This is a genomic window from Bradyrhizobium sp. 170, assembly GCF_023101085.1.
In the GTDB taxonomy this organism is placed as follows: Bacteria; Pseudomonadota; Alphaproteobacteria; order Rhizobiales; family Xanthobacteraceae; genus Bradyrhizobium.
Genome location: NZ_CP064703.1, coordinates 2,587,778 through 2,604,274 on the forward strand (window position 1 = coordinate 2,587,778; position 16,497 = coordinate 2,604,274).

At 63.6% G+C, this 16,497-nt stretch carries 14 protein-coding genes; 8 read left to right on the plus strand and 6 right to left on the minus strand.

From position 1 onward, the window contains the following. Together IVB05_RS12090 and IVB05_RS12095 are read right to left on the minus strand one after the other, a co-directional pair. Positions 1-555 (minus strand): carboxymuconolactone decarboxylase family protein, encoded by a 555-nt coding sequence (locus tag IVB05_RS12090; RefSeq protein WP_247784495.1) that lies wholly within the window; start codon positions 553-555, stop codon positions 1-3. Positions 556-595: 40 nt separating this feature from the next. Then, positions 596-1,537, minus strand: coding sequence for a hypothetical protein (locus IVB05_RS12095; RefSeq protein WP_247784497.1), 942 nt, complete (start codon positions 1,535-1,537; stop codon positions 596-598). 196 nt (positions 1,538-1,733) lie between these two features. Here IVB05_RS12095 and IVB05_RS12100 point away from each other — a divergent pair, with 196 nt between their 5' ends. From IVB05_RS12100 to IVB05_RS12125, 6 genes are all read left to right on the plus strand, one after another. After that, a complete protein-coding gene (locus IVB05_RS12100; RefSeq protein WP_247784499.1) occupies positions 1,734-5,207 on the plus strand; it encodes an indolepyruvate ferredoxin oxidoreductase family protein in 3,474 nt (1,157 codons plus the stop codon). A 144-nt stretch (positions 5,208-5,351) separates the two neighbouring features. Beyond that, complete coding sequence (locus IVB05_RS12105; RefSeq protein WP_247784501.1) at positions 5,352-5,762, plus strand: hypothetical protein; 411 nt, start codon at positions 5,352-5,354, stop codon at positions 5,760-5,762. 197 nt (positions 5,763-5,959) lie between these two features. After that, a complete protein-coding gene (locus tag IVB05_RS12110; RefSeq protein WP_247784503.1) occupies positions 5,960-7,561 on the plus strand; it encodes an alkaline phosphatase D family protein in 1,602 nt (533 codons plus the stop codon). A gap of 187 nt (positions 7,562-7,748) precedes the next feature. Beyond that, entirely contained in the window at positions 7,749-8,189 is a 441-nt protein-coding gene (locus IVB05_RS12115) for a heme-binding protein (RefSeq protein WP_247784505.1), read from the plus strand. Between the two features lie 66 nt (positions 8,190-8,255). Continuing rightward, positions 8,256-9,308, plus strand: coding sequence for a Gfo/Idh/MocA family oxidoreductase (locus IVB05_RS12120; protein WP_247784507.1), 1,053 nt, complete (start codon positions 8,256-8,258; stop codon positions 9,306-9,308). Between the two features lie 53 nt (positions 9,309-9,361). Then, on the plus strand, positions 9,362-10,303 hold the full coding sequence (locus IVB05_RS12125) for a tripartite tricarboxylate transporter substrate-binding protein (protein WP_247784511.1): 942 nt from the start codon (positions 9,362-9,364) through the stop codon (positions 10,301-10,303). Positions 10,304-10,338: 35 nt separating this feature from the next. Here the strand turns inward: IVB05_RS12125 and IVB05_RS43500 are convergent, their stop codons facing one another. Beyond that, positions 10,339-10,467 (minus strand): hypothetical protein, encoded by a 129-nt coding sequence (locus IVB05_RS43500; protein ID WP_256473277.1) that lies wholly within the window; start codon positions 10,465-10,467, stop codon positions 10,339-10,341. Between the two features lie 285 nt (positions 10,468-10,752). Between IVB05_RS43500 and IVB05_RS12130 the strand changes: the two genes are divergently transcribed. Continuing rightward, positions 10,753-11,925 carry an acetyl-CoA C-acyltransferase gene (locus tag IVB05_RS12130; protein WP_247784513.1) on the plus strand — a complete coding sequence of 391 codons (1,173 nt, stop codon included), beginning with the start codon at positions 10,753-10,755 and terminating at the stop codon, positions 11,923-11,925. Between the two features lie 106 nt (positions 11,926-12,031). On the opposite strand, the gene IVB05_RS12135 is transcribed toward IVB05_RS12130, so the two are convergent. Beyond that, positions 12,032-12,265, minus strand: a complete 234-nt coding sequence (locus tag IVB05_RS12135) for a hypothetical protein (protein WP_247784514.1) — start codon at positions 12,263-12,265, stop codon at positions 12,032-12,034. A 341-nt stretch (positions 12,266-12,606) separates the two neighbouring features. Here IVB05_RS12135 and IVB05_RS12140 point away from each other — a divergent pair, with 341 nt between their 5' ends. Beyond that, complete coding sequence (locus IVB05_RS12140; RefSeq protein ID WP_247784515.1) at positions 12,607-13,887, plus strand: amidohydrolase/deacetylase family metallohydrolase; 1,281 nt, start codon at positions 12,607-12,609, stop codon at positions 13,885-13,887. Here IVB05_RS12140 and IVB05_RS12145 read toward each other — a convergent pair whose 3' ends face one another. Then, the gene (locus tag IVB05_RS12145; RefSeq protein WP_247784517.1) at positions 13,888-14,757 is read right to left on the minus strand and encodes a DMT family transporter; all 870 of its coding nucleotides are present in this window, start codon (positions 14,755-14,757) and stop codon (positions 13,888-13,890) included. 5 nt (positions 14,758-14,762) lie between these two features. Next, complete coding sequence (locus tag IVB05_RS12150; RefSeq protein WP_256473278.1) at positions 14,763-16,454, minus strand: FAD-dependent oxidoreductase; 1,692 nt, start codon at positions 16,452-16,454, stop codon at positions 14,763-14,765. Positions 16,455-16,497 lie beyond the last annotated feature (43 nt).

The window sequence follows — 16,497 nt, forward strand, 5'->3', positions numbered from 1 at the left end:
TCATTCCACTCCCGGGATCGGGTACTGTTTCAGTACCTCTTTGTAATAGGGTTCGTTGTCGATCTTCATCGTCGCCAGCACGCGGACCACGGCGCAGTAGAAGGCGATGGTGAGCACGAGGTCGACCATTTGCTCGTCGGAGAGCGCCCGCTTGATCTCGGCGAATGTCGCCTCCGACATCGCGAGTTCCCGCACCATTTCGCGGGCGCCGCGCAGGATCAGCTTCGCCAGCGGCTCGAGTTTCGAGGGCTTGCCCTCGGTCTCGGCTATCAGGCCTTCGATATCATCATCGGTGACGCCGAATTCCTTGCCGATCTTCACGTGGTGGGTGAACTCGTATTCGGATTTCTCCATCCAGCCGACCTGGAGGATCGCCAGTTCACGCAGGCGCGGGTCGAGCTTGCTATTGAAGCGGATGTAGCCGCCGATGCCGTTGAAGGCGCGGGCCATGTCGGGTGAGTTCACCAACAGCTTGTGCAAGTTGGTGTTGCGCTTGAGCATGTCGCGGTATTCGGGGGCGACCTGGTCGGCTTCGAGATAGGGCAGGCGAGCCATTTTGTTGTTGTCCTTGTTGGCGATAGCGGATCGGGCTCACCTAGCCATAGAGCGCTTTGTGCTCCCGCTCGTAATCGGCGTAGGAATCTTTGATGCTGGCCATGTTCAAGAGCATGGTTGCTACGGCAGTATCGTCTTTCGCGAACACGGTCGTGCGTACCCATACACTTTCCGTGCGGCGGCTGCCGCTGAGCGCGACGACCTCACGTTCGGTGGAATAGCTCTCGCCTGCGAATAGCGGCCCGCGCAGCAGGCGGATTTCCTGATCGGCGAACAGCCCAACCGCCGGCCCACGGACCGGCAGCCGGTCCTCACGCGCGCGGTACTGAAACAGCACGCTCAGCATCTCCATGGGAATGATCGCCCGTCCCCAGGGATTGAGCTCCTGCGAGTAATACGCCGAAGGCTCGGTGATGACCTTCAGCTTCTGCTCAAGCGAAAACGGATAGAGATCGCCCATGTGCTGGTCGAAATCCATCTTCACCGTCTGGCGCGGTGTCTTCATGCCGACCTTGAGGTCGGCGAGAATGACGGGATCGGCCAGCGGCTTCAGTTCGCCGAGCCGGCGGCTCAACGCGGTTTCCGTCACGTCGCCGACCGACGCAGTGCCGCGCAAGATTTCGGTGCCGTCGCGCTTGGTCATGCCGATCGCGCAAGTCCTCTCGCCCGGCTTCGGCTTTTCGATATTGGCCTGCACCTCCTCGCCCTCGAAGGCGGGGTTGCGGTAATGGGCCGACAGGCATCCGGTCTCGAACCAGGCCTGGCCCCAGATCCGCTCGCACAACGGCGCGAACTGGCTGAAATGGGTCGGGCCCTCGATGGTGCCGCCCTGAAAGCCGAGCTTTTGCGCGGTGGCATCGTCGTGGATCGAGGCGTGGGAGTCATAGACCTGCGTGTGAAGCATCTGCTTCGGGCTGCGCCACGGCCCCACCAGCAGATTGCCGCTTTCCAATATCTCGGTCGTGAACGCCGCTTCTGTCATCACTGGTGTCTCCCTTTGCTCGACAGCGTTTCAAAGAAGGCGGATTTCGGCAAGAGGCGGCCTGATCCACAAGACAAGCGAGATATGTCCTGTGGCCATGAATTCACGCTGGGCACGCATAGCAAAACCGGTGCATTCTGTTCGCAATTAGACCGGTTCAAAATAACCGGCGGAACGTGCGACGGGGAGCGGACGAATGGCGTTGATGGAAGTTGGGCTGGACGACAAATATCGTCTGGATGCGAAGCGCATATTCCTCTCCGGTACGCAGGCGCTGGTCCGCCTTCCGATGTTGCAGCGCGAACGCGACCGCGCCGCAGGGCTCAACACCGCCGGCTTCATCTCCGGATACCGCGGCTCGCCGCTCGGCATGTACGACCACGCGCTGTGGCGCGCCAAAACCTTCCTCAAGCAGCATGACATCGAGTTCGCCCCCGGTCTCAACGAGGACCTGGCGGCCACCGCCGTGTGGGGCAGCCAGCAGGTCGGCATGTTCCCCGGCGCCAAGGTCGATGGCGTATTCGGCATCTGGTATGGCAAGGGCCCCGGCGTCGACCGCTCGATGGATGCGCTCAAGCACGCCAACTCGGCCGGCACCTCGCCGAACGGCGGCGTGATTGCGCTCGCCGGCGACGACCATGGCTGCCAGTCCTCGACGCTCGCCCATCAGAGCGAGCAGGTGTTTGCCGCAGCATTGATGCCGGTGGTCAACCCGGCGACGCTGCAGGATTATCTCGATCTCGGCATTTTGGGCTTTGCGCTGTCGCGCTACTCAAGTTGCTGGGTCGGCTTCAAGGCGATTTCGGAGACCGTTGAAAGCTCGGCTTCGATCGTCAGCGATCCCGATCGCATCAAGATCATTTTGCCCGATGATTTCGAAATGCCGCCGGGCGGGCTTTCCATCCGCTGGCCGGACGCGCCGATGGAGCAGGAGCGGCGGCTGCATGGCCCGAAAATGCAGGCGGTGGCGGCGTTCACGCGCGTCAATCGCTTCGACCGCATCGTGCTGGATTCCAAGCCGGCGCGGCTCGGCATCATGGCGACCGGCAAGGCCTATCTCGATCTGCGGCAGGCGCTGGCCGACCTCGGCATTACCGACGCCGAGGCGCAGGCGCTGGGCTTGCGCATCTACAAGGTCGCGCTGACCTGGCCGCTGGAGGAATCCGGCGCACGCGCGTTCGCGGAAGGTTTGCAAGATGTTCTCGTGGTCGAGGAGAAGCGCGGCTTCATCGAGGACCAGCTCCTGCGCATTCTTTATAATGTAGATGCGTCGAAGCGACCGTCGGTGGTCGGCAAGCGCGATGAGAGCGGCGCGCCGCTTTTGCCGAGCGAAGGCGAGTTGACGCCGACCATGGTGGCGGCGGCGGTCGTGGCGCGGTTGCGAAAACTCGGCCATCGCAGCCCGGGGCTGGAGCAGCGTCTCGCAAAACTCGAAGCGTTCGACCGGCCGGCGGAAGGCGTCGGCGCGGCAAAGCTGCAGCGCACGCCGTATTTCTGCTCGGGCTGTCCCCACAACACCTCGACCAAGATCCCCGAGGGCAGCCGCGCCATGGCCGGCATCGGTTGCCACGGCATGGCGCTGTCGGTGCCGAACCGCCGCACGCAGACCATCTCGCATATGGGCGCGGAAGGCGTCAGCTGGATCGGGCAGGCGCCGTTCACCAGTGAAGCGCACGTGTTCCAGAATCTCGGCGATGGCACCTACACCCATTCCGGCCTGCTGGCGGTCCGTGCAGCGGCGGCCGCCGGCGTCAACATCACCTACAAGATCCTCTACAACGATGCGGTGGCGATGACCGGCGGCCAGCCGGCCGAGGGTGGGCTGACGGTGTCGCAGATCGCGCACCAGGTTTCGGCGGAAGGCGCCAAACGCCTCGTCATCGTCTCCGACGATCCCGAAAAATATCCCAGCAATTACTTCCCGGTAGGCGCGACTGTTCATCACCGCCGCGAACTCGACGCGGTGCAGAAGGAGCTGCGCGAGGTCAAGGGCCTTACGGTTCTGATCTACGACCAGACCTGTGCGGCGGAAAAGCGCCGGCGTCGGAAGCGCGGGCTCTATCCGGATCCGCCGAAGCGCGTTTTCATCAACGAGCACGTCTGCGAGGGCTGCGGCGATTGCTCGTCGGCTTCCAACTGCGTCTCGGTGCAGCCGCTGGAAACCGAATTCGGCCGCAAGCGGCGGATCGACCAATCGAACTGCAACAAGGACTTTTCCTGCATCGAGGGCTTTTGCCCGAGCTTTGTCACCGTGCATGGTGGCAAGCTGAGGAAGGCCGATCGTACCGCGGCCGATCCGTCGGCACTGTTCGCCGATCTGCCGCTGCCGGCCACACCGGCGCTCGATGGCGCCTACAACATCCTCGTCACCGGCATCGGCGGCACCGGCGTCATCACCATCGGCGCGCTGCTCGGCATGGCCGCCCATGTCGAGGGCCTGGCGTGCTCGACGCTCGACTTCACAGGGTTATCGCAGAAGAACGGCGCGGTCATGAGCCATGTCCGCATCGCGCCCGAGGCGGACGATCTCGCAACTGTCCGCATCGCGCCGGGCGGGGCCAACCTCATCCTCGGCTGCGACATCGTGGTGGCCACCAGCATCCCGGCGTTGAGCCGGGCCGAGCGCGGCGTGACGCGCGCGATCGTCAATGCCGACCTGTTGCCGACGGCAAGCTTCGTCATCAATCCCGACATCGATTTCGAGGCGGGGACGATGCGGGAGTCGCTCAATGAAGCCGTCAGCGCCTCGGACCTCGACATCCTCGATGCCACCGGGCTTGCCACCGCGCTGATGGGCGACAGCATCGCCACCAACGCCTTCATGCTCGGTTTTGCGTTCCAGCGCGGCGCGATTCCTCTTTCGCTGGAGGCGATCATGAAGGCGATCGACCTCAACGGTGCGGCGATCGACATGAACAAGCTGGCGTTCTCCTGGGGCCGGCTCGCCGCGCACGATCTGCAGCGCGTCGTCAGCGCGGCGCGCTTCAAGAGTTCGGGCGCGGCGCCGGTCAAGCGCACGCTCGATGAGAGCATCGCGTTCCGCGCCAAGTTCCTGACGGACTATCAGAATGAGGCCTATTCGAAGCGCTATCTTTCGGAAGTCGCGCGGGTTCGCGCCGCGGAAGCCAAGGGCGCACCCGGCTCGCATGACCTCACCGAGGCCTTTGCAAAGGGCCTGTTCAAGCTGATGGCCTACAAGGACGAGTACGAAGTCGCCCGGCTTTACTCGGACGGTGAGTTTGCCAGGGTGCTGAAGGAGCAGTTCGACGGCGACCCCAGCGTCAAGGTCAGCCTTGCGCCACCGCTGCTGGCGTCGCGCGACAAGGTGACCGGGCATTTGCGCAAGCGCGAGTTCGGCTCCTGGATTTTTCGCGGGTTCGAACTCCTGACGCGGTTCAAGTTCCTGCGCGGAACTGCGTTCGATCCGTTCGGTTACACGGCCGAACGCCGGATGGAGCGCGCATTGCCCGGCGAGTATTCCGCTGTCATCTTCCGCCACCTCGACAAGGCGAAGCCGCAGGACTGGCCGCGTCTGGTGGCGCTGGCCAAGTCAGCGGAACTCGTTCGCGGCTACGGCCACATCAAGGAAGCCAATGTCGTGAAGTTCCGCGGAGAATGCGCGCGCGTGGAGGCTGCGATCGGCCAGCCGGTGGCGCAGGCCGCTGAGTAAGGGTTGTTCACCTGGCACGTGAACTTTTTCACGGCAGGGATCATTTACCGGTAACCCTGCGGGCGCGAACGGCTGGAATTGTCCGGCCGGCTCCCTACATGATGGCCGTTCATACACTCTTTGGTTGATTTCAGGAGGCCTGCGATGGTCCTGAAAAGCGCTTTTGCGGCAGCACTTTGCACGGGGCTCCTGATGTTGGGCAGCGCCGCGGTGGCTGACGAGTACCGTGCAGGCGAGTTCCTCGGCCTCGATCCTTCCCAAGCCCTGCTCTCGCCGAAGCGTTTAGGCCCTGAGACGCAGTTCGCCCCGGTCCGGATCGAGGCGAGAGCCGACCGCAAGCCGGTGAAAACGGAGCGCGTGGTCGTTCCGAAGGTGGCCGCGCCCAAGACTCAGCCCAGGACTCATGTAGCGCATGAGCGCGCCGGAAAACCGCGCGGCGCGGCCCGCGCAAAACTGGCGCGGCGTCATACCAATCCGCTCGACGCGCAGGCGCTCGACACCCGGATCCAGACCTGGCCGTGCCAGTCCGGCGGCATCTGCGGCTGGCAGCGGTAGTATTTGTTCGTAGTTCGCAGGGTGGGCAAAGCGAAGCGTGCCCACCATTGACGCCAACGAACTCGGAGAGATGGTGGGCACGCTGCGCTTTGCCCACCCTACGATTCCCCATCACGTCATCCACCTGTCGTAAAACCTTCGGCCCACATTCAAATTGCTCGGGCACACCTTCGTCGTGATTCGACGAGGGTGCTTCGATGCCGATTGCGATACGCGCCGGGCAAGGCTCGAACAAACAAGGCTTGAGCCGGCGTCAATTACTGGTCCGCTCCGCTGCAACAATTGCCGTTGCCGGTCTCGGCAGCCTCGCCAGACCTTACCTCAGCCGCGCCGCGGATCGGCCGCTCATCCCGAGCGGCATTCAATCGGGCGACGTCTCGGCCAACTCCGCGGTGATCTGGGCGCGCGCCGATCGGCCGGCGCGGATGCAGGTGGAATGTTCTGTTGTCGAGAGCTTCAAGACCGTCATTCGCTCCGTTACCGCCGACGCATTGCCGGACAGCGACTTCGTCTCAAAAGTCCTGCTCGATGGCCTTCCGGCGGGGCAGGACATTTTCTATCGCGTGCGCTTCGACGATATCAGCGAGAGCGGCATCGAAGGCGAGACGCAGGTCGGGCATTTCCGAACCGCGCCCACCGCGCGAAGCAATATTTCGTTCGTGTGGTCGGGCGATACCGCTGGCCAGGGCTGGGGCATCGATCCCTCGCGCGGCGGCATGCGGACCTACCGCACCATGTTCGACAACCGTCCGGACTTCTTCATCCATTCCGGCGACCACATCTATGCCGATTGCCCGGTGGAACGCGAACTGAAACTGCCCAATGGCGAGATCTGGCGCAACATCGTCACCGAACAGAAGTCCGTGGTGGCGCACAGCCTCGAACAGTACCGCGCCAACTACAAATATAATCTGCTCGACGACAATCTGCGCGCCTTCAACGCCGAGGTGCCGATGTTCGCGCAATGGGACGATCATGAGGTGACCAATGACTGGTCGCCGGTCGGCACGGCCGACGAGACCGGCTATGCCGAGGACGGCTCTTCGCTTCTGGTGGCGCGGGCGCGCCGCGCGTTCCATGAATTCATGCCGATGCGCGCGACGCCGGCGCATGACGGCCGCATCTATCGCAAGATCGCCTATGGTCCGCTGCTCGACGTGTTCATGATCGACATGCGCAGCTACCGCGATTCCAGCTTTAACAAGCGCGACGACCACAGCGAGACCCGCATCCTTGGCGCGGCTCAAGTGGCGTGGCTGAAGCGCGAACTGGTGGCCTCCGATGCGACATGGAAGGTGATTGCCGCCGACATGCCGATCGGCCTGGTCAGCGAGGATGCCATCGCACTCGGCGACGGGCCGCCGGAGCGGCGCGAGCATGAGATTGCCGATCTGCTGTCGTTCATGAAGCGCGCCGGCATCCGCAACACGGTGTGGCTGACCGCCGACATGCATTACACGGCCGCGCATCATTACGATGCGAATCGCGCGGCCTATCAGGATTTCGAACCGTTCTGGGAGTTCGTCTCCGGCCCCTTACATGCGGGCACCTGGGCGCCGGCCCCGCTCGACAATACATTCGGGCCGAAAGCGATGTTCCAGAAGGGCTGCAGCGCGGAGCAGGGCGAGAATCTCGCCCCCTGTTTCGGCCTGCAGTTTTTCGGCCGCGTCGATATCGACGGCAAAACCGAAGTGATGACCGTGACGTTGAAGGACGTCGACAACCGCGACCTCTGGTCGGTCGATATCGAGCCCCGTCCGGACGCGCGGCCCGGCCGGATCATGGCGCAGCATATCTGACGCGTTCGACCGGGAGACCGTCGGCACGGAATCCTCGTACCTTCCATGTTCGCGCCGCATAGTTCGGATAGGTTTGCCTCGCCGGCGAGCGGGTTGCAAAATCGCATCTGGAAGTTGCGTATTATTTCTTGAAGGAGGCGCTGCGGTAGCGCACACTTCGCCTGTCCTTTCCGACCGGAGCGCCGCCATGTTTGTCGCCGAGAGCAAGCGCCTGACGCATCAGGGCGCGAAGAGGATCATGTCGACGGCGATGGAATTGGCCGGCCAGGCCGGAACCGCGATCTCCTGCGCCATCGTGGATGCCGGTGGGCATGTGATCCTGATCGAACGAATGGACGGCGGTCGCTTCCATACCGTGCACTCCAGCACCACCAAGGCGGTTTGCGCCGCGTCGAACCGGCGCCCGACCACGGCCAAAGGCGCCGCCGGCCAGGACCTCGACGTGAGCCATGCGATCGGACTTGCGCTCGCCGCCGGACCGGAGCGGTGGACAGCCATGGAAGGCGGCGTGCCGGTGCTGGTTGACCGCCAATGTATCGGCGGCGTCGGCGTAAGCGGCGGTGATTGGGAGACCGATTTGCGGATCGCCAAGCTGGCCGTCGAGTCGATCGGCGCGAGTTGGGAATGACATCGTAGGGACCGAAGCCTGCCGATGAAATCGGCCGTGCGGCAAGGTCTTGGGGAGGGCAAAGTGATGAGTGCCGATCCGCTCCGCGTGGCCTGTATCGGGATGGGATGGTGGTCCGACGTTCTGGCGGATGCCATCCAGCGTTCGGGCAAGCTCGAGATCCGAAGCTGCTACACGCGGTCCGAGGACAAGCGCAACAATTTCGCGGCAAAATACCGCTGCCGGCCGGCCGCGAGCTACGAGGCGCTGCTGGCCGATGCCGAGATCGAGGCGATTATCAACACGACGCCGAACGATGTGCATCTGGCGACGACCCGTGCTGCCGCAGCCGCCGGCAAGCACGTCTTTCTGGACAAGCCGATCGCCAACAGCATCGCGGACGGCCGCGCCATCACCGAGGCCTGCCGCAAGGCGGGCGTGGTCCTGGCGCTCGGCTATCAGCGGCGGCGCGAGAGCCATTTCCGCTACATCAAACAGCAGATCGACGCCGGCCGGTTCGGCAGGCTCGTCAACGCCGAGGCGAACATCAGCCGCGACCGCCTCGGCAAGGTCGATCTCACCTCCTGGCGCTACCAGGCCGCGGGCATGCCGGGCGGCGTGATGCTGCAGATCGGGATCCACTACATCGACGTGCTCGCATATTTGATAGGGCCGATCCATGTGGTGTCCGCACAGTCGGCGCAACTGGTGCTGCCCGGCGACAATCCTGATGTCGCGAGCCTGATCCTGCAGCATGAGAATGGCGCGCTTTCGACGCTGAACGCAAGCTACGCCTCGGCGTCCGAGTACTACCTGATGAATGTCTACGGCAAGGACCAGACGGCCTACTACGACCTGCACAACGGGCTCCGGCTGCTGAGGCGCGGTGAAAGCCAGCCGGTCGCGGTACCATGCGCAAGCAACGACACCCTGGTCGAGGAGCTGGAGGAATTTGCCGACGCGGCGCGCGGGCAGCGCGAGCACGAGGTCGGGGGCGAGGAGGCGACGCGATCGCTGGCCGTGGTACGCGCCGGCATTCTCTCGGCGATTGAAGGACGTGGGGTCGAGGTTGCGGAAATATTGAACGGTGATGCGAAAAATGTGACGGCGCAGCAGCACGGACAGGAGCGCGCGTTATGAAGCCTGGCACCTGTGTCTGGAAAGCTAGTGTTTGGAGAGCTTGCTCGGTTGCGATGGTATTGCTCGGCATCGCCGGGCCGGCGCGCGCGCAGGACTACCCCTCCAGGGCGATCACGGTGGTCGTGCCGTTCCCTCCCGGCGGCGCCAGCGACGTTGTTGCGCGCATCGTCACCAACCAGATGTCGAAGATCCTCGGGCAATCCATCATCATCGAGAACGTCAGCGGCGCCGGCGGCACCGTCGGCAGCGCGCGCGTGGCGGCCGCCGCACCCGACGGCTATACCCTGCTTGCCGCGGCGATGGGCTCGCATGTCGCAGCTCCCGTGCTCACGCCGAACCTCAAATACGATCCCGTTGCCGACTTCGTGCCGATCGGCTTCACCGCCCACTCCCCGGCAGTCATCATCGCGCGGAAGGATTTCCCGGCACAGGACCTCAAGGAGTTCGTCGCAGCGCTGCGCCAGCGTGGCGACGCGGTGAAGCAGGCCCATGGCGGCATCGGTGCGTCCTCGCATATGGCGTGTCTTCTGTTCACGGCGGAAATCGGCGCGAAGCCGGCGCTCGTTGCCTATCGTGGCTCAGGCCCGGCATTGAACGATCTGGTCGGGGGGCACGTCGACTTCATGTGCGAGCAGTCGGTCAGCGTGGCGGAGTCGGTTTTGGCCGGCTCGGTCAAGGCCTTCGCGGTCTCGGCCGCGAAACGCCTCGAAACGCTGCCGAATGTTCCGACTGCGAAGGAAGGCGGCATCAACTACGAGATGAGCGTCTGGGCAGGACTGTTTGCGCCAAAGGGCGTTTCGCCCGAAATCATCGCCAGGCTTTCCGATGCGCTCGACCGGGCGCTTGATGAGGATGCCGTGCGCGAGCGGATTGCCCAGCTCGGCGGCTCGATACCGGCAAAGGACGAACGCAACCCGGTAGCATTCGATCGATTTGTTCGATCCGAGATCGCACGCTGGTCACCCATTCTTGCTGCGGCCGGAACGGGGAAGTGAGGTGTGTGCCGAAGCGGTGGGTCGGCGAGGACCGCTCAGGGCCTCGCCACGAGATAGCCGACCACCACCATCGTTACGGAAATCGTCATGACCACGCCGAGCACGGCGGCGATGATCGCGGGCAGTTCATGGTTGTCCAGCCATTGTCGCAACGCCCTTACCATCGCACCCCCGACCTGATCTGATTGCCCGCACCTTGCATGCGCGTGACCTCAATAGCGGCCAATTTCGCTTAGTGAAATAGCCGGCTCATGCGCCTTTCGTCGCGCATCGGGCGTGTCGCTGTCAGAACGCCAGCCGCGGCCTTGCCGAAGGACATGCGTTGTGCAAATCCCGGCGCCGAGCCGGCTTCGCGGTTTCATACTTTTCCGTCCGCCGGAATTCGGGTTTTTGCTACACACGGGCTGGGCTCCAGTCCATACTGGCCGCATCAAAGGGAGGTCTTCAAAATGCGTGAAGCTGTTATCGTTTCCTATGCACGTACCGGGCTGGCAAAGTCCGGCCGCGGCGGGTTCAACATCACCCCGCCGATGTCGATGGCGGCCCACGCCATCAAGCACGCCGTCGAGCGCGCCGGCGTCGAGAAGGAATATGTCGAGGACTGCTATCTCGGCAATTGCGCGCATGGCGCCCCGAATATCGGCCGTCAGGCCGCGCTGCTCGCCGGCATGCCGAAGTCGACCGCCGGCGTTTCCGTGAATCGCTTCTGCTCGTCGGGACTGCAGACCATCGCGATGGCCGCCAACTCGATCCGCTCCGATGGCGCCGACTGCATCGTCGCCGGCGGCGTCGAGAGCATCTCGATCCCCGGCGGCGGCTCGCCCAAGGAATCGATCGATGCTGAGCTGCTCAAGGCTGCGCCCGACATCTTCATGGCGATGATCGACACCGCCGATATCGTCGCCGAGCGCTACAAGCTCAGCCGGGAATACCAGGACGAATACTCGCTGGAATCGCAGCGCCGCATGGCGGCCGCCCAGCAGGCCAACAAGTTCAAGGACGAAATCGTCCCGATGAAGACCAGGATGAAGGTGGTCGACAAGGCGACGAAAGCGGAAAGCATCGTCGACTACACCGTCGACCGCGACGAGTGCAATCGCCCCGAGACCACCATGGAAGGCCTCACCAAGCTCGAGCCCGTCAAGGGCCCCGGCAAGTTCGTCACCGCCGGCAACGCCAGCCAGCTTTCGGACGGTGCGGCGGCAGTCGTTCTGATGGAAGCCAAGGACGCCGAGAAGCGCGGTCTCAATCCGCTCGGCCGGTTCGTCGCCTGGGCGGCGGCGGGCTGCGAGCCGGACGAGATGGGCATCGGCCCGATCTACGCCGTGCCGAAACTGTTGAAGCGCCATGGCCTGAAGATCGACGATATCGATCTCTGGGAGCTCAATGAGGCCTTCGCCAGCCAGTGCCTCTATTCGCGCGACAAGCTCGGCATCGATCCCGAGAAGTACAACGTCAATGGCGGCTCGATCGCGATCGGCCACCCGTTCGGCATGACCGGCGCGCGTCTGACCGGCCACATCCTGCAGGAAGGCCGCCGGCGCAAGGCCAAGTGGGGCGTCGTCACGATGTGCATCGGCGGCGGCCAGGGCGGCGCGGGCCTGTTCGAGATCTATAGCTGAGGATTTGCCGAACGGCGCGTTACAGAGAAAGCGCTCGTAACAAAGAAAATGGCTCCGCGAGGAGCCGTTTTCCGTTTGACACCTCGTTACGTTCGAGGCCTCGGCCTCAGTAGCGATGCTTCTTGATGATCACGACCTTGTCGCCGCGATGACCATGCCGCCATCCGCGATGGTAGCCGCGGTCGCGATGGCCTCGGAATTCGGCACGCGCGCCATAGCCATGATGATGATGACCGTGATAGCCGCCACGCTTGATCACGACGGTCTCGGCGCTCGCAATCGACGGCGCCGCGATGATGAGCGCGCCGAGTGCGGCGATAACGTATCCAAGCTTCTTCATTCCAATGCTCCTCAATTGATCGAAGATAAAACTTCAAGTCGCAAGGAACGTTCCTGCGGAACTTCAAGAGAATTCTGAACGCCTGTTCAGATGCGCGCGTCGCGCGCGTCGGCAGTACGACTTTTTGTAGGATGGGTGGAGCGAAGCGATACCCATCAACGCCAGCGTTTGTGGGCGATGGGTTTCGCTTCGCTCTACCCATCCTACGAAACGCGCTGGTCTGCCCACTCCGGGATGATCGGCACGACCGTTGGTTTTGCGTGGGACGATGCACGCCCTGCTTGCGGAACGCCGGTGCCCGGCGCATCATCGAATCATAAAAACACAGGGGGAGCGTTGCCATGAGCGGGGTTTCACGCCGTCATTTTCTGAGTCTGACCGGCTCGGCTGCGGTCGCGGCCATGTCCGGCGCCGCCAACGCCGCGATGGGGCCGAACGACAAGTTCGATCTCGTGATCAAGGGCGGCGACGTGCTCGACCCGAGCCAGTCGCTGCGCGGAAAACGCGACATCGGGATTCGCTGGGGCGTGATCGAGGCCGTCGAGAACGAGATTCCGGCCGCCCGTGCCGCCAAGACCATCGACGCCTCGGGCAAGCTTGTAACACCTGGCCTGATCGATCTGCATTCCCACGTTTACCCCTACGGCTCTGCGATCGGCATTCCCGCCGACGAACTGGTGCAGGCGCAGGCCACCACCACGGTGGTGTCGGCGGGCGATGCCGGCGTCAACAATCTCTCCGCGCTGCGGCGCTACATCGTGGCGCAATCGCGAGCGCGGATTTACGCCTTCGTCCACATCGCCAACAACGGCCTGTCCGGCTTCCCGGTCGCCGAGCTTTACAACATCGACTACGCGCAAGTGGAGGCCTGCGCGATGGCGCTGGCCGAAAATCCGGATTTCCTGCTCGGCGTGAAGGTCAGGATGTCGGAGAACGTCATTGCCAGGCATGGTCTCGAGCCGCTGAAGCGCGCCATCAAGGCCTGCGAGATGTGCGGCTGGCCGGCCAAGATGATGGTGCATATCGGCGGCGTCGAGACCAGGGAGCTGATGTCGGAGATTCTCGACCTGCTGCGCCCGGGCGATGTGCTGACCCATTGCTATTCCGGCGCGCCGAACATCGCGGGCGTCTTCACCAACATCGTGCAGGATGGAAAACTGTTGCCGGCGGCGCTGTCCGCCAAGCAGCGCGGCGTGATGTTCGATGTCGGCCATGGCGGCGGCAGTTTTGACTTCACGGTAGCGGAGGTGGCGATCCCGGGCGGCTGTACGCCGGACACGATCTCCTCCGACATCCATGTCTTCTCCGGCAATTCGCCGGGCATGCCTTATCTGCCGAACGTCATGGGCAAGTTCATTCCGCTCGGCCTTACACTGGAGCAGGTGGTGGCGGCAGCGACCGTGACGCCTGCGAAAATCATCAACCGTGCGCCGAAGATCGGCACGCTGCAGATCGGGGCGCCCGGCGATGTCGCGATCATGGAACTGGTGGAGGCGCAGACCTCGTTCGTCGACACCCGCAACAACAAGCGCGAGGGCAAGCTGTTGCTTAAACCGGTGCAGACCGTGATCAACGGCGTGCCGTTCGGCCGGCCGTATCAGGCACCGTTCGCGGTGCGCTAGTCAGCGCTGCGAACGGCTGTCGCCGACGATGTCGGCAATGACGGCGCCCATGACCAGGGCGCCGCCGACGAGAACCCGCAGCGTCGGGACCTCGCCAAATCCCACCCATATCCAGAACGGCATCAGCGGCGTCTCCAGCGTGGAGATCAGGGCGGCCTGGCCCGACGGCAGCAGGCGCGAGCCGAGGAAGAACAGCGTGAGGCCGAGGGCGACCTGAAAGCATCCGAACATCGCGAGAATGAGCAGGTCGAACCCGGTTATCGCAGTTATTCCGTGGGCGAAGGGAATGCTGATAACGCTGCCCAGGATGTTCGACATCGCGGCAGCGGCGACCATCGATGTGTTCTTGTGCCGCCGCACCATGACCGTCATCGCCGCGATCGCCAGCGCCATGAAGCAGGCGAGGGCGATACCGATGACGTCGGAGCCGGCGCGTGCGTTACCGACGATGATCATGACGCCGCAGAGCGCCACGATGCTCGCCAGCATAGTTCGCAGGTGGGGGATTTCCCGCAGCCATATGCAGGCCAGCGCCGCCGCGAGGAAGGGACCCGTCGCGATGATGATGGCGACATTGGATACATCCGTGAGCTGCAACGAAGGGATGAAGGCGATCATCGCCAATGTCGAAAACGACGCGACGAGCCAGCCGTTCTTGTCCATCCTGGTCAGATCGCGCAGGGCGGCACGACCCTGCAACAGCACCATCAAGACCATGATCATGCCGCCGCCGAACAATCCGCGCCAGAACAGGATGGTCCAGGAATCATAGGGAAGCAGCCGCGTGAAGAACGGCGCCGTGCTCCACGCGATGGCGGCGGCGACAACAAGGGCAATGCCCAAGCGATGCTGGGAGCGTACCTCCGCCAAGGGAATTAATCCGGGTCGCGGTTGGAGCTTCGGCCGAGCAGCTTGTCGACGAGGTGCGCTGGATCGTCAGGGATGGCGTCGCCGCGCCAGGCGATGTGCTGATCGGTGCGCGCAAGAATGAGTTTGTGGCCGCTGGGCGGTTGCGCTGGGGAAATATCGACGATGTTGAACGGCACGCCGCTGCTGCGCATCGCGTCGGCCAATGGCGCAACTGCAGCATCCGGATCATAACGCAACAGCGTGTAGCCCGGGCCAAGCGCATCATAGACCGGCCGTCCGTCGGCCAGCTTCGCGAACGGAAGCCGGCAGCCCGGCGTCGAGGACGGCGTGAAATCCGCCATCGTAAAACCCGGCTGTTCGGCGCCGTCATAGGCGATGATCGGGGAGCGGTCGTAGAAATAGCCGAAGTTGAGGCCGGCGCAGCAATATTGCTGCACGTTCAGATCATAGGCGGCTTGCCCCACCTGCTTGCGGACGGCGTCGCCTTGCGGCCCCGGCTGCTCGATTTCCTCGGGAACGGTGCGGCGCTGGCTCAGCACCTTGCCCGCCATCTCCATCGCAAAGCGGGACACCTGTTCGGTGATGGGAAGGCGCTCGGCCTCATAGGCATCGAGGATGGCGATGTCGGCCCACCCTTGCAGATAGGCCGCCAGCAACCACGCGAGGTTCGTTGCGTCCGCGATCCCGGCATTCATGCCGTAGCCGGCATAGGGCATCCACAAATGCGCGGCGTCGCCGCAGATGAACGCGCGGCCCTTGCGAAACCGGTCGGCGACCAGGCGGCGGCCGACCCAGTCCTCCTTGCTCAGCACCTCGTATTCGAAATCGGGGCCGACGCCAAGGATGGCGCGGATCGAGGCGTCGCGATCGACGGATTCGAAGGTCTCGTCTTCGCGATTGAGGTGGTTATGGATCAGCCATTTTTCGCGGCCGTCGATCGCGACCACCGTGCCGCAGCGCCGCGGATTGAGCGACAGCGTCATCCAGGCGGGCTGGTCCATCAGGGCAAGCAGGCCGGGCGCGTGTATATAGGTCGATTGCACGCGCTGGATGATCGGCGTTCCCTGCAGATTGGCGTCGATCGCCTTGCGGACGAGCGAACGCGCGCCGTCGCAGCCGACGATGAAATCGGCATGAATCTGGAAGGCTGTTCCGGTATCGAGATTCCGGACGGTCGCAACGATGCCGTCATTGCCTTCGCTGAAATCCTCGAACGCGGTGCGGTTCAGAATCTGAAGTTCGTCGATATCAGCGGCGTGCGCGAACAGCACGGGTTCCATGTAGATCTGATTGATGCGGTGCGGCGGCTCGGCCGTCGGCCAATCGGTGTCCGGCCCGCCGGTCGCGGTATAGCGATCGCGCCGGCAGGGAATCAGGATGCGCGAGAGCTCGATGCCCGTTGCCGTGGTGCGGTAAGAGCAATCGTTGGGGTAGTCGGCCGGCAATCCCGCGTCGCGCAGCTTCTGCGCCAGTCCAAGCCTGCGAAAAATCTCCATCGAACGCGACGACACATGGTTGCACTTCACGCTCGGCGGTTCCCCGGCGGCGCGTGTTTCCACGACAGTGACGGAAATTCCACGCAGCGCGAGGTCCATCGCGAGCGTGAGGCCAACCGGACCGGCGCCGACCACGAGAACGCGGGTCTTCATCTTCTGGCTCGCGGCCTTGTCGCTTGCTGCGCTGGGACGATCATGCATAACTGACAGCCGCAAAAAAAATCATCGGGGGACCTGCATGTTT